General features: G+C 57.6%; 11 protein-coding genes. 6 read left to right on the forward strand and 5 right to left on the reverse strand.

What is annotated here, in order from left to right; translation table 11 throughout:
* Window positions 1-180 precede the first annotated feature (180 nt).
* The 5 genes from KI792_06390 (at window position 181) to KI792_06410 (ending at window position 7801) form a co-directional block, all read left to right on the forward strand.
* Complete coding sequence (locus tag KI792_06390; GenBank protein ID MBV6632645.1) at window positions 181-882, forward strand: hypothetical protein; 702 nt, start codon at window positions 181-183, stop codon at window positions 880-882.
* Between the two features lie 219 nt (window positions 883-1101).
* Window positions 1102-2553 (forward strand): DEAD/DEAH box helicase, encoded by a 1452-nt coding sequence (locus KI792_06395; GenBank protein MBV6632646.1) that lies wholly within the window; start codon window positions 1102-1104, stop codon window positions 2551-2553.
* A gap of 180 nt (window positions 2554-2733) precedes the next feature.
* Window positions 2734-5040 carry an LPS-assembly protein LptD gene (locus tag KI792_06400; protein ID MBV6632647.1) on the forward strand — a complete coding sequence of 769 codons (2307 nt, stop codon included), beginning with the start codon at window positions 2734-2736 and terminating at the stop codon, window positions 5038-5040.
* A 119-nt stretch (window positions 5041-5159) separates the two neighbouring features.
* Window positions 5160-7040, forward strand: a complete 1881-nt coding sequence (locus KI792_06405; protein MBV6632648.1) for an SLC13 family permease — start codon at window positions 5160-5162, stop codon at window positions 7038-7040.
* 32 nt (window positions 7041-7072) lie between these two features.
* Window positions 7073-7801, forward strand: coding sequence for a hypothetical protein (locus KI792_06410; GenBank protein MBV6632649.1), 729 nt, complete (start codon window positions 7073-7075; stop codon window positions 7799-7801).
* 18 nt (window positions 7802-7819) lie between these two features.
* Here KI792_06410 and KI792_06415 read toward each other — a convergent pair whose 3' ends face one another.
* Genes KI792_06415 through putA form a run of 4 tightly spaced genes read right to left on the reverse strand, consistent with a single transcriptional unit; the run spans window position 7820 to window position 14285 of the window.
* Window positions 7820-8179 carry a YdbL family protein gene (locus tag KI792_06415; protein ID MBV6632650.1) on the reverse strand — a complete coding sequence of 120 codons (360 nt, stop codon included), beginning with the start codon at window positions 8177-8179 and terminating at the stop codon, window positions 7820-7822.
* Window positions 8179-8409 (reverse strand): YnbE family lipoprotein, encoded by a 231-nt coding sequence (locus KI792_06420; protein MBV6632651.1) that lies wholly within the window; start codon window positions 8407-8409, stop codon window positions 8179-8181. The genes KI792_06415 and KI792_06420 overlap by 1 nt, the downstream gene beginning before the upstream one ends.
* Window positions 8360-11083 carry a YdbH domain-containing protein gene (locus KI792_06425; protein ID MBV6632652.1) on the reverse strand — a complete coding sequence of 908 codons (2724 nt, stop codon included), beginning with the start codon at window positions 11081-11083 and terminating at the stop codon, window positions 8360-8362. Before KI792_06425 ends, KI792_06420 begins: the two co-directional genes overlap by 50 nt.
* A complete protein-coding gene (gene putA, locus KI792_06430; GenBank protein MBV6632653.1) occupies window positions 11073-14285 on the reverse strand; it encodes a bifunctional proline dehydrogenase/L-glutamate gamma-semialdehyde dehydrogenase PutA in 3213 nt (1070 codons plus the stop codon). Before putA ends, KI792_06425 begins: the two co-directional genes overlap by 11 nt.
* Before the next feature lie 162 nt (window positions 14286-14447).
* Here putA and KI792_06435 point away from each other — a divergent pair, with 162 nt between their 5' ends.
* Window positions 14448-15491 carry an MBL fold metallo-hydrolase gene (locus KI792_06435; GenBank protein ID MBV6632654.1) on the forward strand — a complete coding sequence of 348 codons (1044 nt, stop codon included), beginning with the start codon at window positions 14448-14450 and terminating at the stop codon, window positions 15489-15491.
* A 9-nt stretch (window positions 15492-15500) separates the two neighbouring features.
* Here KI792_06435 and KI792_06440 read toward each other — a convergent pair whose 3' ends face one another.
* Window positions 15501-18992 (reverse strand): hypothetical protein, encoded by a 3492-nt coding sequence (locus KI792_06440; GenBank protein ID MBV6632655.1) that lies wholly within the window; start codon window positions 18990-18992, stop codon window positions 15501-15503.
* Window positions 18993-19128: the final 136 nt, after the last annotated feature.

A 19128-nucleotide genomic window follows, 5' to 3' on the forward strand; every position in this document is an offset into this window, starting at 1 on the left:
TTTGCATTGGGTGGTCGGTTTTGCCGCCTGTTGCAACAGCGTCCCACCATGCGCGTGGGAAGCATTTTTCTATCCACAGTTTGGTTGTGGATAGATCAGCCAACCAGTCCCATGGGTGTCAGACACACCAGCCGTGTCGCGGTGGCTCCGCGTTCGGCGATACATTGGGAAGGCATTACCATGCGACTGCGCGCTCTTGGCGTGCTGTTGTTGGCAGCGGTCGGACTCTCCGGCTGTCTTGGCGCCAACTACGGCACCGGCTCCACACGGACCTTTATTGATCCCGTCACCTATAACCCTGAAGAGAAGGGTTATGCCGGTGAGTGGAACAACTACATGATGGCCCGCCGGAATGTGAATACGGAGATCCACGGCAATCCATTCAATATGGATAAGGAAGTCTTCGACCTCGTTGCCGCCCAGGTGATGACCGAACGGCAGACGGGCCCAAAGATGTTCTTCCAGCCTAAGGTTTGGAACCGCAACCTGCCTGGTGAGGCCGCCCGCGAGCAGTACAACTTCATTATTGTCTTCAACCCCACCGCCTCGGTGACGGGTCAGGAGCTTTGCGCCGGTGCGCAGGTGCCGACCATTCCGTCCTTCGACAAGCGGTTGGTTATCCGGACTGCCTTCTGCCGCTATGGCGAGTATGTGGTTGGTGCCACGACTGAGCGTTTCAATGTCGGCGATGTCCGGGACCAGGATTTCTCAAAAGCGGTCAGCAATGTGCTGTCTGCCACCTTCCCACGGTCCGTCCATGCTGGCGGGGATCAAAGCCGCTATGACCGCCGCTTTGACACCATTCGCTACCATGGGACCCTGTCATGCGAGCGGCTTGGCACATGCAGCCCTTACGCAGGCGCAAATGTCAGAGCGTTCTAAACACTGAATAATTTCGATTATGTGGCGGCCCCTTCTGGGGCCGTCGCTTGTTACCGATCACGCTAAATGGCGCAGGAAATTTGACTTTGCAGCGCAAAAAAACCATCTTCCGGCCCATTCGGTGATTTGATTTCTAAGGGCCTCGCCCGTTTTGGTGTCAGCAAAGCAGTCTGACAACCAGCATCACCGGGTAACCTCCAGTGATTAGGATAGTGATCTATGGGCTTTGATCAGCTCGGGCTGAACGACAAGATTATGCAGGCGGTGACGGAGTCTGGCTATAACGAGCCAACCCCGATCCAGGCCAAGGCAATCCCGCCCATTTTGATGGGACAGGATGTGGTCGGCTGCGCCCAAACGGGTACCGGTAAGACCGCGTCGTTCACACTGCCGATGATCGAGATCCTATCAACCGGTCGTGCGCGGGCCCGGATGCCCCGCTCCCTCATCCTTGCACCGACCCGCGAACTGGCGGCACAGGTCGCAGAGAATTTCGACAAATACGGCAAGTACATCCCCCTGACGAAGGCACTCTTGGTCGGTGGCGTCTCAATGAATGAGCAGATCGATAAGCTCGATCGCGGTGTTGATGTGCTGATCGCCACCCCCGGCCGCCTGCTCGACCTGTTCGAGCGTGGCCGCATTCTGCTGTCCGACATCAAGTTGCTCGTGATCGACGAATGCGACCGGATGATGGATATGGGCTTCATCCCGGATATTGAGCGGATTGTCGGCCTACTGCCAAAGCGCCGACAAACCTTGATGTTCTCGGCCACGTTGGCGCCGGAAATTCGCCGCCTGGTCAACAGCTTCATGATGACCCCGAAAGAGATTTCGGTGGCACCGCCAGCTAGCCCAGCCAAAACCGTGACCCAATCGCTTGTGAAGGTCGCGCCACGGCAAAAGAACAAGACCCTGATTGCCTTGCTTGATCAGGAAGAAGTCAAAAACGCCTTCATCTTCTGTAACCGCAAACGCGACATCGATGGCGTTAAGCGCGCCCTTGATAAGGCTGGCTATAAAGCAGGCCAGCTTCATGGCGACATGGTTCAGACTGCCCGGACCGAAACGCTGCAGCGTTTTAAAGATAATGAGATCAACCTACTTGTCTGCTCAGATGTGGCGGCAAGAGGCCTTGATATCAAAGGCTTAAGTCATGTGTTTAACGTCGATGTGCCGTTTAACGCAGAAGACTATGTACACCGCATCGGCCGCACTGGCCGTGCCGGTATGAAAGGTCGCGCCTTCACACTCGCTGGCTCAGAAGACGACAAGTTCGTCGATGCCATTGAGAAGCTGGTTGGCGGCGCCATTCCGGTGATGGAGATCGGGGGCAAAGCGTCGGGCAAGCCGGCAAAGCAAGCGACCGACGAAGAAGCCAACGACAAGCCAGCGCCGAAGCAGAAGTCAAAAGGCCGGAAGACCACTGACGATATGCTGGATGAGAAGCAAGGCGCTTCCAGTGATGATGGCGATCAGGAGAATGATGGTCGGGATAACCGCCGCCGTCGTTCCCGTTCCCGCGATGATAATCGCTCCCGTGATGACCGTTCTCGTGATGACCGTTCTCGTGATGACCGGCCAAAGCGCCGCCGTAACAACGACCGAGGCGATGATGACGGCCGGGATGAGGTCGGTTTTGGCGATCACATGCCAGCCTTTATGCGGTGATGAGCCCAGCTTTGGGCGCATTCTGTCCCCGCTATTCAGGTAAAGTTGATACTCAAATCCTGCGCTAGGGCCCTCAGATCATTGAATTTAACGTGGTTTTACGGCATCAGAAGCACGCCGTGATTCGCATACGGCTGAGCTGTAATTGACCATTGGGCGCTGGGTGGCGACAAAACCGACATGGCTAGTCTGCAGGGTGAAACACCCAATCAGCACCGTTTATCGAGCTCTCTCAGAGCCTTAACGCCATTCCACGCCGCGAATGGTGGGCGGAATCGGCTTGCCAGCTTACTGCTTTTTACTGCCCTTGTTGCCGCCCCTAACATCGCATCGGCGCAGCAACAACGCAGCCTGTCGGCAGATGATCAGGAAACGCCGATCTTCTTCACCGCTGATGAGCTGATCTTTGAGCGCAATGAGCGCCTGGTCATTGCCCGCGGCAATGTTGAGATCATCCGCGACGATCGGGTTTTGACGGCCGATGAGGTTAGCTTTGACCGGGATGAGAACCTCGCGATTGCCAATGGCAACGTCACCCTGACCCAAGAGGACGGGAATGTCCTGTTTGCGGATCAGTTTGAGGTGACTGGGGATCTTCGTGAGGGCTTTGCCGAACGTCTTCGGGTTCTGCTGGATGATGATAGCCGCCTCGCCGCCGTATCGGGTGAGCGGGTCGAAGGCAACGTCACGGTCCTAAACCGCGCCGTCTATTCACCCTGTCATCTTTGTGAGGATGATCCAGAGGCGCCGCCGCTGTGGCAGATCAAGGCCGACCGTGTTGTTCATGATGAGACGGCGAAGGATGTTATCTACCGCGATGCGACGGTTGAGTTCTTCGGCGTGCCGGTGTTCTACACCCCCTACTTCGCCCATGCGGATCCGACGGTTTTTCAGCGCACTGGCCTGTTGAGCATTACCGGTGGTAGCGACAGCGATCTCGGCACCTTCGCCAGCGGCGAATACTACGTTGCCATTGATCGCAGCACCGATGTCACCCTGAACACAACGATTACAACAGATCAGGGCGCCCTGCTCGGTGCCGAGTTCCGCAAGCGCTGGAGCTTTGGCGACCTATACCTCGATGGCAGCATCTCAGATTCTGACCGGGAAGAAGGTGTCGGCGCGGCACGTCGGGAGATCGACGATGATTTCCGTGGCCACTTGTTCGGTACCAGCCGCTTTGACCTAACCGAGAATTGGCGCGCAGGTATGGACCTGCAGCTGACCTCGGATGACAGCTATCGGCGTGAGTTCAATATCTCCAGCGAGGACATCCTGGAGAACCGCCTCTATGCCGAGAACTTCCATCGCCGAAACTATGCGGCGATTGAGGCGTTCTATTTCGAGGATATCCGCCAAAACATCCCAGAGGATGAGCCAATTGTGGCGCCGCAGGCCGAATGGAGCCTGATCGGTGATCCAAACGGTTTGATGGGTGGCCGTTGGGCCATGGATTTTGGCCTTCGCACAATTACCCGCGCCGATGGGCCTGATAACACCCGCATCTCAGGCGAGGCTGGCTGGCAGCGTCGCTTTATCTCAAACACCGGTTTGGTGGCTGATCTGGATTTAAGCCTGCGCTCAGACATGTTCTTCAGCAATGATCTGTTGAGCGACCCAACCGCGTCCGCGAATGAAGATAACGAGACTGACGGCCGTATCCTGCCGCAGGCGAGCCTGATGATCGGCTATCCGATGGTGCGGGAGGCCTGGGGCTTCACCCAAACCATTGAGCCCATGGCAGCGGTCATCGCCTCACCCGATATCGATGACGATCAAACCGATATCCCGAATGAAGACAGCACGACGGTTGAGTTCGACTTCTCAAACCTGTTCCGGGATAACCGCTTCCCCGGTGATGACCGGTTAGAGAGCGGCACCCGCGTGATCTATGGCGCGAAGTTCTCAGCCCAGAACCAGAATGGCCAGGGCCAGCTATTCCTGGGCCAATCGCACCGGTTTAATAATGAGAGCATCCTGCCGGAGGATTCCGGGCTTGAGGATCGCACCTCAGACATCGTCGGTGGCCTCCGTGTTGCTGCGCCTGGCTACGCCGATGTGAACTATCTATTCCGCTTTGATGACAATGACTTCGGCGCAGGACGTCATGAGGTTACCTTCGCTGCTGGCCAGCCCATCATGCGGGTTGCGGGCTCCTATCTCTTCACCGAGGGGATTGAGGGCACGGATACCGAAGATGATCGCCAGCAACTGTTCTTGAGCGCCCGATCCAGAATGAATGACAACTGGTCCGCTGGTGCGTTCCACCGCCGTGACTTGGGCGATGAGTCTGGTTCACTGCAAACCGGCTTCCAGCTCACCTATCAGGATGAGTGCTTCCTGTTCTCTGTTCAGGCGAGCCGTGATTTCACCCAACGTGACGGTATCGAGGAAGGCGACACGATCTTCTTCCGCTTTGCGCTGAAAAACCTGGGTGAGTTCGTAACCCCAAGCTTCGGTCTCGACTTCCTGCGCGACGATCCTTAGGCTTCGCCAGATCAGACACAGGCGCTATTGCGATAGCCGCATAGCTTGCCCCACCCTTTGCCCCAACACGGATTCAAAACCAGCCGGTGATCATCCTCGATCAATCGATACATATCGCCATGGTGGTGGTGATCTTACTTCTGGTGATGGGTGCCTTCGCCTGGGAGAAGTATCCGCTTGAGCTTGTGGCACTGACCACGATCGCGCTGTTGCTTGTCCTCTATCAGGTTTTTCCGGTTCCTGGACCAGATGGGCAGAACCAGCTTGATGCCACCACCCTACTCTCGGGCTTTGCCAACCCGTCGCTAGTCGCGGTGATTGCCCTCCTGATCATCGGTCAGGGGTTGGTCCAGACCAATGCCCTAACACCGGCAGTCAGGTTGATGGAGGGAACGGCCAGGAATGCCCCCGTCCTTGGGATCATCATCGCCCTTTTAGCTGTCCTGACCATCAGTGGCATGCTGAACAACACGCCCCTGGTCATTATCTTTATTCCGATTATGCAGACCCTGGCCGTTGAGGCGCGCCGCCCCTTAGGCGAGGTCATGATGCCACTAAGCTATGCGGCCATTCTGGGCGGCATGACGACCGTGGTGGGATCATCCACCAACCTACTTGTCTCTAGTGCCCTCACTGATCTGGGTTTTGAACCGCTCGGCTTCTTTGAGTTCTTTTGGCCGGGCATCACCCTCGCGGCTGTCGGCTTTGTCTACGTTCTGCTGATCCTACCGCGTCTCTTGCCAGACCGTGGCACCCTACTCGCTGAGTTTGCGGGGTCTGGTAAGCAATTCATCGCAGAGCTCACCGTGCCTGAAGAGAGCGCACTAATCGGCACCAAGGTCAGCGGCGGCAAGCTCGAGAAGCTGCCCAACATCAACCTCCGCCAGGTTCACCGCGGCATGGTGATGATTGGTGCACCGTTTGAGAGTTATGAGGTTAAGGCTGGCGATATCCTTATCGTGGCCGCAACCCGCGCCGCACTATCCGAGCTGTTATCCGGTAATGCGGGCGGCCTGCTAATGCCGGAATCCCCAGCTACCGTTCATGATGAAGTCAGCGTTCAGGTCACCGAAGACGCCGTCGATGATGAAGCAACCGCCAGTGATACAAGCGAGAAGCTAAAGCGGATGGGGCCGGAGCGTATCCTGGCCGAGGTTATGATCGCCCCAGCGTCGCGCCTGGCGGATCGCACCATTGATCAGCTGACCTCCAATGAGCGGTTTGGCGGGGTTGTCCTGGGTGTTCAGCGACGTGCCCGCATGGTCCGTGGCCGCCTATCTGAAACGCGCCTGCAGGCCGGTGATGTGCTGCTGATTATGGGCAATCGCGAGCTGATGAAGTCGCTGGAACCCAACCCAGACCTGTTGGTACTGGCGCGCTCCCTTCGCGATATGCCGATCCCAGGCCGGGCACCCCATGCCATCTCAGTCTTTATCGCGACAGTTGCCCTGACTGCACTTGAGATCTTGCCTATTGCCGTTGCGGCCATTGTAGGCGTGACCGCGATGATTGCGCTGGGCTGCCTGAACGTTCGTCAGGCCGTTCGGTCAATTGATCGGAAGATTGTGCTGCTGGTCGCGGCCTCCCTCGCCCTTGGTGCAGCCATGCAGTTCACTGGTGCGGCAGAGTTTCTGGCCCGGAAGTTCTTTATCCTATCGGGTGAGCCAGGCCCGGCCATGACGGCCAGCTTACTGTTCCTGATCGTTGCCATTGCCACCAATCTGTTGAGCAACAACGCCTGTGCGGTTCTGTTTACCCCGATTGCCGTTAGCCTGGCGCAGAGCCTTGGCATCCCACCGATCACCTTTGCCATCACGGTTGTCTTGGCCGCCAACTGCTCATTCGCCAGCCCGATAGGCTATCAGACCAACCTCTTAGTGATGGGCCCAGGCAACTATCGCTTCATCGACTACGCCCGTGGTGGGGCGCCGCTGGTTGTCCTGCTTTGGTTGGTTTATTCAATGATGACGCCAATGCTGATCCCGGCAGTGGCCCCGTAATCGACAACCGTAACCACTGAAGCCTCGCCACGATGACCGGCCTCTTTGAAACTCGCCGCCAACAGGCCCGCCGCCAGAAACGGCGCCGGTTCTATATCACCCTCGCCCTGACCCTAATTGGTGGTGCGGCAGCGGGTGGTTTCTATTTTGGCCGGGAAAGCGTGATTTCAAAAGATGCCGATCTCTACGCCCAGATCGCCGAGCTGGAGTCCGTTCGGGATGGCCTGAATGAAGGCCTGCGGATCATGCAGGTGGAGATTGACCGAACCACCGCTGAGAAAGGCTTGGTCGAAGAGCTCTATAACCAAGACGTGCCACCACCAGCCTTGCGGCCTCTCGTCGGGCAATTGAAGGACCGTATTGATGATGGCATGGCGGTTGATCGCCTGGCCTTTGTCTTGGAAAACCTCTCCGCCGTCGATCGGTGTAAGCGGATTGAGGTGAAGCGGTTCCGCCCAACAACCCGCCTAACCCCACAGCAGGGCGTGGATGACCGCGTTAGCTTTGCCCTGGGGGCGGTTCAGATCACGGCGACGGGTCAACCAGCAGATGATGAATTGGGCAATCCAGTCGCTTGGTACAACCCAGCGGAGCGAGTAACCGTGGAGTTCACGCTAGTTGATGGCCGGATTGTTGAGACCGATGGCGCGTTGCCAATCAACGACCGCATCGTCATCGGCGATCGGGAGCATCGCTTCATCTTCAGCGAGGGGCCACGCAGCTTCCTACTCGCGACCCACCAGTCCTGCGAGTTTCCGTAAGAAGCAAGAGCTGAGGGCTTACTTCTTTACCCAGCTGCCGTCTTGCGCCTGGACGAAGGTGCCGCGTGGCACGTTTTCGTAAATCTTACGACCGGCGATAGCCTGAACCTGGGATAGCGGCGTCTGCTCAACCCGTGAGATGTTTTGGTATGCCGCGAGACGATCAACATTGATCTTCTGGACCAGCTGAATAACGGCCGGATCATTCACAATCGCGCCAATCAAACCATTTGGCAGCTCACCAACCAAACCTTGTGACCGGGCCACATCCAAGCTCAGCTGTTGGGCCAAAGCGGGACCAGAAACAGCGGTGGCGGCCATCAGACCAGCAGCGATGGCGGTGAAAGCAGCACGGCGGCTAAAAACACGGTTAAGCATCAGAAGATATCCGGGTTTTGTTCAAACAAATCATCGACTTCACGTTCGATTCTAACACGAACCTCTTGCTCAATCTTCACATTCAGATTGATTTCGATGGGTTCGTCTGGCGCCTCAACCCTCACGGTTGGTTGGCACGCGGCAACAACTACTACCAAGACCAGGCCAAGGCCCAATCGGCTAGCGCTGTTGAAGACGTTCCACCAAACGGTCGGGGATGGCAAGCGCATCCAGGCTGCGGCGGGCGATAGCATCGAGCGTTCCACTGAGATTAATGTTCAGATTGATCGGATACCCGTCATAAATGTCAGGATTACGACCGGCAAGCCGAAGATTTGCCATCTGTTCGCCACCAAGTGCCCCCTCAAGGGCCACATCCAGGCTGTCATAGTGGAAATTCTCCAGCACATCGAAGGCAAGCGCTGCCTGTTCAGCCGTTGCGCCTAATGGCACATCGCTCTTGTAGCTGAGAATGCCATTCGAAGAATTGAACGCGCCCTCTCTAAGGGTGATGCCATTCTCACCCGATTGGATGATCACATCGCCGGTTAATTGCCCTTGCAACGATGTCGAGTCAGTACCCAGCACCTGTTCAGCCTTATCCAGGTTAAGCCCGTCCACTCGAAGCGTGGTCTCAATCTGGTCATTGAAATCCAAGCGGTAGTCCAAGGGCTCTATGAGTATCCGCCCCCCGAACAGATCGAAATCGGCGCCATCAAACCGGAAGCGGCTTGGTTCTAGTTTTCCCTGCAGTGAGAAATCAGAGGCAACGATCCCTTCACCCAGCTGCCATTGATCAAATCGCGCCGTTATCGGCAGATCATAGAGCGGCCGCTCAACCGTGCCGGAGAGCGTCAAAGGAGCCTTAAGCTCCAGCTGTTCAAGTGATGTTCCCGCCAGCCCTAACTCACCAAGAGAAACACTCAAAGCGCCAGAGGCAGCAACCTCCTCCGCGTTATAGCTTCCATTGCCCGTCACATTTACCGCCCCGGTAAGGGATGTGACCCAGCCAGCTAAACTAGGTGGCATGATTGGAGAACCAGGGCCGAACCACGTCTGGTCCACGGTGATCAGCTGTTCTGCTATCTCCACATCAATCTGGATCGGTGCTGGCTTGATCTTCGCGGCTGCCCTTAAAGCGGGCGCACCGAACAAATCGACGGCTCTCGCTTCAATCTCTGCCTCATACGGACCGGCTAGCGGTCCCCCACCCTGCCATTGATAGCCAATGTTTAAGGGAGTGACAGGGACTAGGGATAAGGCGGCGATACCAGCCAAATCGCTCTCAACCTCTCCCGACTTAACCGCGATCTCACCGCTGCTGGACACCCGTTGGATGGGTCCAACGCCCAACACATGGTTGAGATCAGACACCAGGGTGACATCGCCATTAAAGCCGATGGTGCCAGTCAGATTGCCATCGGATGTCACTATGGGTTCAGCACCATCTGTTAGGCTTAGGCTTGAGCTCAGCTCTGCACCCGTAAAGCTCAGGGATTGGGATGAACAACACACCAGTTCGGGCAACTGCGCTTCCATGTTGGTAAAGAAGCTGGGCATCGCGGCATTAACCGCCATAACAATTGGCTGCTCTAAGGGCCCGGTTTTAAGATTGTTCTCGCTAAACTCTATCGTTGGCAGGTGCTCAAAACGGCCGTTGAACTCACCGCCATTTAAGGCCTGAATGCGCCCACTGAGGTTGAGCGTATCTTCGAGCACCAGCGTCAACTTCTGATTGGCATAACCAAACTGACCCGCGGCCTCGATGCTGGCAGACTGGACCATTCCGGACCAACCAAGCCCGTCACCTTCTACCTGAAAACGGCCGGATAGGTTGTCAGTCGCGTTACCGATCACCGCACCGCTAACGCCGATGCTTGCCGTGGGCTCTAGCAGCAGCCTGGGATCTAGCGTGAATAGCCACTCGCCCTGCGCCCCAAGGTTGAACTCGACTGTTAAGCCATCATTCAGCAAGGCGGAGGCATCGAGCGCCACGGCATCATTAGGATGTGACACCGTCATCAGGGCGCCAGCCCCAAACCCATCCCGCATGTCGAGCGCGATTGCTAGATCTTCAAGAATGGGCTGGTCTTCACCGATCAACTTTAGCGCAACGGAAGTCGCCTTAGCCTGGCCATGACTGTCCAGCCAGACGCCCTGGGGAATGGTGAGGTCAATCTCAACGCCCTCAGCGTCGACTGCGAAGCTGGGGGAAACGGCATGTTCCAACCGTGGTAATAGCGCGGTGACACTGACGGTGGCATTGCCCTGCCACTCAATCTGGGCAGAGCCAGGGACATCTGTGCCGGACACGCTATCGAGGCTAAGCTCGAGCGCCCCGCCCTGCCCCCTAACAAGTTCACCAGACAAACGACCAGATGATGCATCGGCGAGACCTACGCTTAGGTCACGCAGGGTAAGACCGCCGATTGGCAAGATACCCGGGGTTGGGATGGGCAACTCTGGCAGCAACTGCAGCGGGTTTGTAAGATCTATCCCGGTCGGCTCGAACGGATCGGCCGGCTCCACCCTATCGACCGGGGCCTGCATAACGCGCCCACCGGTAATCTGTATCCTGACATCTGTAAGCTCCGGCGCCTTAAGGGACATAGGGTGCAGGATATCAATCCGTGCCTCTTTGATGGACCAACCCAGACTTGTTTCCAAGCTGACATCATGCAGCCTGGTTGCCCCCAGATCGGTCTGGATATCGCCCAAGGACAACACCCAGCCATCTGGCAGAAAGCCCGGGGCAACCGCCCGGATCAGATGCGGACCAGACCAAGGCCAGGACAGCAGGAAGCCCGCCACGAACAGGCCGAGGAATAGCAGCAGCTTTGATAACGGCCCGATGCGACGCCTTACGCCAGGAACCGGGCTTGGCGTCGGTGCCTCACTCGACATCGTCGGTCAGGGTCACCAGGCTCGTGTTACCGCCAGCAGCAGTGGTGTTCACGCTGACATGACGTTCGGTCACAAAGCGATGCAGGTAATGGGGGCCACCCGCCTTGGGCCCCGTACCCGATAGCCCCATCCCACCGAAGGGCTGAACCCCGACAATCGCACCGATAGTATTCCGGTTGATATAGGCGTTGCCGGCATTGATCCGCCGACAAATCGACCGAGCGAAACTGTCGATGCGGCTATGGACCCCGAAGGTCAGGCCGTAACCGGTGCTGTTGATCGCCTCGACCACCTTACCCAGCGACCCTCGCTCATACCGGATCACGTGGAGAATGGGGCCGAAGACCTCGCGCTTAAGGCGGCTAAGCCGGTCAATCTCAAACGCAGTTGGGGCAACATAGGTACCGTGTTCGGTTAGCTCTTCACTGATTGGCGTGGTGCCAAGCAACGTGCCCTCCCGTTTCATCCGGTCGATATGGGCCTCCAGCATCTGCTTGGCATCGGCATCGATCACGGGGCCCACATCGGTGGTCAGCTCCATGGGGTCACCAACCCGCAGCTCTTGCATCGCGCCGACCAGCATTTCAATCGTGTGATCAGCCACATCGGATTGAACAAACATTACACGGGTCGCCGAGCAGCGCTGCCCGGCGGAGCGGAAAGCCCCCATGATGACATCGTCAACGACCTGTTCCGTCAGCGCGGTACTATCGACAATCATCGCATTCTGACCGCCTGTCTCGGCAATCAGTGGCACGATGGGCCCCTCACGCTGGGCCAGGGAAAGATTGATCGCACGGGCCGTTTCAGTGGAGCCAGTAAAGGCAACACCCGCAATCCGTGGATCATTAACCAGGGGCACCCCAATCTCACCGCCCGTGCCGGGCAACAGATTGATTACCCCCTCTGGTATCCCTGCCTCTTGCATCAACCGAACGGTTTCACCGGCCATCAGCGAGGTTTGTTCAGCCGGTTTGGCGATGACGCAATTGCCGGTCACCAAGGCGGCAACCACCTGCCCCGTGAAGATCGCCAATGGGAAGTTCCAGGGGCTAATACAGACGAACACACCTCGCCCTTCGATATGGAGGCGGTTCTGCTCACCCGTTGGGCCCGGCATCGTGCTTGGCTCGCCCTGGAGGGCCTCAGCTTGCAGCGCGTAGTAACGGCAGAAATCGACAGCTTCCCGAACCTCGGCGATGCCATCGTCAAAGGTCTTGCCCGCCTCAGCAGAGCAAAGGCCGATCAATGTCGCCATATTGTCTTCAAGCAGATCGGCAAACCGGCGCAGGCAATCCGCACGCTCGGTAACCGGCTTATCCCGCCAATCGGGAAATGCCTCCAACGCTGCCGTGATGGTTTTCTCAACCTGCGCCTCATCGGCATATGTCTTCTGACCAATCGTACGGCGTAGGTCGGATGGTTCGGCCACTGGTGCCTCTGCCCCGCCGCCGCTGACGCCCAAGGCAACGGGTTTCACCTGCCATTGCCGTTCCAACACCGCCTTTGCGTTGCGTTGCAGGCGGGCACTGACCAGGGGATCATCAAGCTCCATCCCCTTGGCGTTCGGTCGGTTATCACCATAAAGATTGGGTGGCAGCGGGATCTTTGCATGTGGTGCCCCGCCTGACTGTTCAGCCAGGGGTAATGGATCCCGGATAACATCACTGATCGGCAGCTTGGCATCCTGAAGCCGGTTCACAAACGATGTGTTAGCACCATTCTCAAGCAGGCGACGGACTAGATAGGGGAGCAGATCCTCGTGACTGCCAACCGGCGCATAAACCCGGCAAGCTGGCATTGGGCGGTTCGCTCGAGCCAATTCGGCATACAGTTCCTCCCCCATCCCATGGAGGCGCTGGAACTCAAAGGAGCGCTCTTGCCCATCAAATGGTGCCTGATCGGCAAGCTCTAAGATTGCTGCCACCGTATGGGCGTTATGGGTGGCGAATTGCGGGAACAGCACATCGCGCCGGTCCAACATCTTGGCCGCACAGGCGAGGTATGACAGGTCGGTGTGATGCTTGCGGGTAAAGACCGGGTATTCGTCAAACCCGCCCTCTTGGGACCATTTAATCTCACTATCCCAATAGGCGCCCTTAACCAGCCGAACCATCATGCGCCGGCCATGTTGTTCGGCGAGCGCGATCAGCCAATCGACAAGGTCCACCGCACGCTTCTGGTAAGCCTGGATCGCAAGGCCGAAGCCTTCCCAACCTTCAAGCTCGGGATCGCTGTAAACCTGCTCAATGATATCGAGGGAGACGTCTAGGCGGCGTGCCTCCTCCGCATCGACACAGAGGCCGATATTCGCTGCCTTCGCTGCAAGAGCCAGCTTCTTAAGCCGCTCAACCAAGACCGGTACAGCGCGGTCTGCCTGTAGAATTGAGTATCGCGGATGTAAGGCTGATAGCTTTACCGAGATGCCGGGTGCCACCGACACCGACTGCCCGTCAGCTGCAGCCACTGTCCGATGCTGTGCCAAGGTGTTCAGCGCCTGCTCATAGGCATCGAAGTAGCGCTCAGCATCCTTGGCCGTGCGCGCGGCTTCCCCCAACATGTCATAGCTGTGTCTGGTGCCGATGCGTTCCGCCGGTTGGGCCCGGTCAAGGGCCTCTTCAAGTGTGCGCCCCATAACAAACTGGCGCCCCATGATCCGCATCGCCTGAAGCATGGCCTGGCGAATAACCGGCTGGCCCATGCGGGCGACCATCCGATCAAAGATGCTGCCCGCATCACTATCGTCGGTATCGGCACGCAGGACCTTACCACTCAGCATCAGCGCCCAGGTTGAGGCATTGGCGAACAGGCCATCAGCCTCCTCCGCTGCCTTACGCCATTCCCCCTCGCCCAGCTTGTCCTTGATCAGCTTATTCGCCGTGTCGGCATCCGGAATGCGCAACAGCGCCTCCGCAAGGCACATCAGGGCGACCCCCTCACGAGTTGAGAGATCATAGGTGTTCATGAAGTCTTCAAGCGGATCGCCACCATCATCAGCGGCGCGCATCCCCTCCACCAAGCCATGGGCCCGGGCGTTGATGCCAGCCTGGGCGGATCGAACCGGATCAAGGCCAGCCAGAATACGGCGCACCTGATCTTCCTCACCGAGGCGATAGCTCTTACGCATTGCCAACCGCGCCTTCTCCAAATCGGCGGCTAGGTTGGCCCGGCTTTCAGTTTGGCTGTTGATGGCTTCTGACATGGTTTGGACACCCGCGCTTAGCTGATCGCATTCATTGTTCTTGGCCCGCAGATGGTGGCATCGGGGCATATGCTTGGGTTAGAAATTAAGCCCTGTAATGGCGCGCGAAAAGAGACAATCAGCCTCGCCCGCTAAGACACTGATTTTTCAGGGGATAAAGCCTTGCCCGATACGATTTCAGCGCCCAGCCTAGAGTTCCCATGGGCGGAACGGCCAAATCCTCTAGAGCCGGTAGAGATTGCACCTGGCCTGCTCTGGCTTTGCCTGCCGCTGCCATTTGCCCTCAACCATGTAAATCTATGGTTGCTGGATGATGGTGATGGCTGGACCCTGATCGATACGGGCATTGATACGGATCACCTGCGCCAGGTCTGGAACGATCTGCTTGATGGGCCGCTCTCCGGGTTTCGGATCAACCGGATTATTGCCACACATTTCCATCCTGATCATGTGGGCCTGGCCGGTTGGTTATGCGGTCGGTTTAGGGCCCCGCTTTTCATGCCGCGCACCGACTGGATGAAGGCGCGGTGGCTATCCCTCGACGACAGCGACCGGCTGGCTGCCAATGGCACGGCCTTCTATCGCAAAGCCGGGGTTGAGGCTGAGGCACTGCTTGAGATCGGTAGCCGGGGTAATCTCTATGCCCGGCGGGTCAGTCCAATTCCCCGCACCTACAACCGCCTGATTGATGGTGCAGTTATCAAGATGGGCGGCGGTGACTGGTCAATCATCACAACACCCGGCCACGCGCCAGAGATGACCTGTTTTCACAGTGCTGAGCGGAAGATCTTCATCGCGGCCGACCATATCCTGCCTGAGATCAGCCCGAATGTTAGCGTCTGGGCGGATGAGCAGGAAGCCAACCCGCTTGATGAGTTCCGCGACTCCCTCGCCAAGGTACGCGCACAAGTTTCCGATGAGTGCTTGGTTCTGCCAAGCCATGGTCGGCCGTTTAGGGGGCTCCATGCCCGCATCGACTGGTTAGCAGCTCACCATGAAGAGCGGCTGCGTTTCACCCTTGAGGCCTGTAAGGATCCATCCACCGGTAAAGAGGTGATGCTGCGCCTGTTCGACCGGCAGTTGGACCCCCATCAATGGGGCTTTGCCATGGGTGAGGCCCTGGCCCATCTGCACTGTCTGATGGCGAGTGGCGCCCTCACCCGCCAGATGGCAGATGATGGCGCCTATCGCTACCAAGCTGTCTAACCCTGTTGGTTAGGCCTGGCCCTGGGCTGGCATTTTTTCGATGTCTTCATCGGAGAGCGGTTGACGCTCAATGCCCTGGCAAAGCGCTAGATAGAGCTTACCGATATCTGAGGTCATGAAGGTTGAGCTCAGCAGATCACCGTGATCGGTGCTGATTGCCCGGCCAAACACTTCCTCGAACTGGCGGATATAGCGCTGAACATAGAGGCGGAATTCGCTGTTCTCTTCAAACAGCATCTTGATCTTACCAACCGCAATCTTGTCCTTGCTGGACACAAGGCGGCGGGTAAAGACGCTGGTGTCACCAGAAGCAAACGACTTCCAGAGGGCCTCAGGCGCTTCATCATCGAGCATCCGAACAAAGTCGACAGAGATTGAGTGTAGGCTCTCAATCACGAATTTCGCGGCCGCCAGGAAGGCGTCACGCTGGGCCTCAGAGTCCGTATCCTTGATCAGCTTGGCCTGCTCCATTGCCTTCTCTGCCGCCTCGGCAAGAGCCTCGGCATGGCGACGGAAGGTATCGGACACATCGCTCGACTTGGTCGACGCGCTGTCGGCGGCCTCCATAAGCTTCTCAGAATGGCGGGACACGCTAGAGCTTGCACCCTCAAGTGACTTCACAACCCGGTCGGTACGATCACCCAGTTCTTGTAGGCGGATACCGAGGCTGATCGTGCTGTCTTCCAGGCGGTTCAGCGTGGCGTCATAGGCAGCAGCGAAGTTGGCCCGCTGCTCCATCATCTTGTTCTCAATCTGGCCAATCCGGATGAACACCGTCTCGGTTGATGTCACGAACTGGTTCGACTGGTTGCTAAGTGACATGCGAACACTGTCGAGCTGGCTAACCTGATCATTTGTCTGGTTAAGCACACCGTCGAGGTCGGAGCGCAGCTCACCAAGCGCGCCATTCAGCTTATTCACCGTCTCATCGGCCATATCGTTGATCTGGCTGACTTCCTCGACCAAGGCTTGGCCTAGGCCACGTAGGCGTTCGGTATTGCCCTCGGCACCTTCGCTGAGTTGATCCAGATAGGTGCGCAGACGCTCCTCAACCGAACCAAACTCACCAAGCGCATCGCCCAAGGTGTCGTTCAGGAAGTTCAGGCGACCTTGCAGACCCTTGCTGAGGTTATCAACCCGCTGACCCGTACGGTCGACCAGGGCATCAACGTCATCCAGCTTCTCACCCAACTGATCAGACAACGCCTGAACCTTCTCAAGAACCTCATCCGGCTTACCGGTGATGTTGGCCATCTCACGGTCGAAGGTTGCTGCAATAGATGCCAGACGCTCACCGGCGAGATCCGAAGATTCTTGCAGTTCAGCGAGCTTGCCGGACAGATCGCCCTCAATATCACCAATGCGGTTAAGCGATTTGCCAACCAGGGCATCGGCCTCGGTCACCGTCTCGGTCAAACGCGAGGACACGGCGTTCAGGTTGTCGAGGGTCATGCGTGACAGCTCGCCCAGATCGCCACCACGCTTGGAGAAGTTAGTGATGATGTCGTCCATATCGGACTGGACACGCTGCATACCGGATTTCAGCTCGCCAATTTGCTCGCTGATCTTCGTACCGATGCGGTTAACCCGCGCCTCGGTCTCCGCGGCACCGGAGCGCAGAACCTCAAGCTCATCAGCGACGCGCTTGCTGGCAACGCCCAAGTTCTCGGCGACGGTCTCACCCACCTGATTGATTTGCTCAGCTTGATTATCCAAACCGGCAGAGGCTTGGTTGACCTGGGAAACAGCATCGTTAGCCGCCTCACCAAGCGCCAGCGCCTCACGGGACAAGCTATCCCGCATGGAGGTTAGCTGCTCCAGAGCACCATTGGTCAGGGCGGTCAGCTTGTTCACCTCTTCGCCCAGATTGTCGTTCATGGCTTGGCTGCTGCCGAGCAGATGCTTGGAGAGTTGATCGACACGCTCTTCCTGACCATCCAGGGTCGCGACAAAGCTTTCGGCCTCGACCTTGGTCTGTTCACCGGCCTCTTGAAGTTTCGCGATAGACTCAGACAGCTGATCGACGACGAGGTCACTGGTCCCTTTAGCATTCTCACCAGCAGCACGAACCCGCTCAGCCTGGGCCACAAGGGTTGCATCCAGACTACGCAGATCACCGAGGCGGGCATTGAGCTCTTCTTCAATGCCACGCAACGTGGCGGTCTGACTTTCCGTATCGCTGTTGGCGTCCTTCAAGGCGTCGGTCGCGGTGTTCAGATCACCGGTAAGTTGCTGGGTTGCCCCCGCTGCTTTGGCCAGGGTGGTTGCCGTCTCACCAATCTCACCACGCATGGCGATGAACTTCTCAGTCAGGGCCACCGTGGCTTCACGCAATGCCTCGATAGTCTGGCTCGACTGCTCATTGACCTGGTCGCCGTTCACCTTGGCATCGGCCATGGCCTTCTGAACCCGGGCCACCTGGTCTTCAATCTTCGCGGCCAGGCCATCAACGACAGATGATGCATTGCCATGTGCTGCTTCAAATGCGGTCAACTGACGACGCATCATTTCATTAGCGGCACGCATGCCCTTAGCCGACTGAATAGCGGCAGTCCGCAACAGGTCCGCATTCCGGCCCAATGGAACCGCGAGGCTCTCAGCCAGTGTTGAAGCGTTCTCAGCCAGGATTTTGTAGTCGTCGACACGGCGGCCCAGGGCAGCCTCGGCGTCGGTTAGACGATCCGTGATGGTTTGGGTCGTCTCTTCCACCTTGCTGAATTGACCAGCGGTGGACTCCCGCGCCTGCTCCAACTTCTCTTGGAAGGTATCGGCTGCGGTGCCAAGCTCATCGACCATGCCGCTTACCTGGACCTTAAGGTCACCGGTACGGCCCTCAAGCGAGTTCAGAATGGCGGCGGTCTGCTCTTCAGTATTATTGGCCTGATCACGAAGCAGGCCAATCGCCTCATCAATCCCGGCACTTTGCTCTCGAAGGAATGAGCCAACCCGGTCCACCTCACCCGCACTACGGGCGGAGACAGCAGTGAGTGCTTCGGTTTCATGGCGGAGGGATTGGCGTGCCTGATCAATCCGGCTGATCGCTAGATTGGTGGCATCGGCGAGCATTTTGACCTGACGGTCCGTTGCCTCCGTAATCGCTTGCAGGCGGGCCTCAGCCTTATCAACCGGCATGGTGATCTGGGCGGAGGTTTTGCGGAGTGCTTCAGCAACTGTTCGCTGATCGGCATTGCGCTGAATGAACAGGGCAATCAGCCATAGAACGGCAAGCGGTGCGATACCGACGCTGAACTGGCTAATGATCTCCAAAACCGGGGTGGTCTGAAGGTCTAGACCTTGTTGAACCAGGAGGTAGCCGAGGCCACCAACCCAACCAATGCTGACCAACAGTGATAACCAACCAAACAGACGCGGCAGCAACGGGCGCTTCACCTCAATCACGGCTGGGGCAGATTGTGGAAGGTAAGAGACACCACCACGCGCACGTGGGTGGGTTGCTGCCAACGCTTCATCACGCATCGGCGTATTGATCGTCTCGGTCATATATATGTCGACACCGGATAGCGCCCGGCCTTACCAGACCAAGCGCACAGCATCGTCCCTCTCCTGTTGATCAGCAGCTAACGCCACCAACTGCACAATTTGTGCCTGGAAAAGGTACCAGAGCGACAAATCTGCA

The sequence above is a fragment of the Alphaproteobacteria bacterium SS10 genome (assembly GCA_019192455.1).
Classification (GTDB): domain Bacteria; phylum Pseudomonadota; class Alphaproteobacteria; order TMED2; family TMED2; genus TMED2.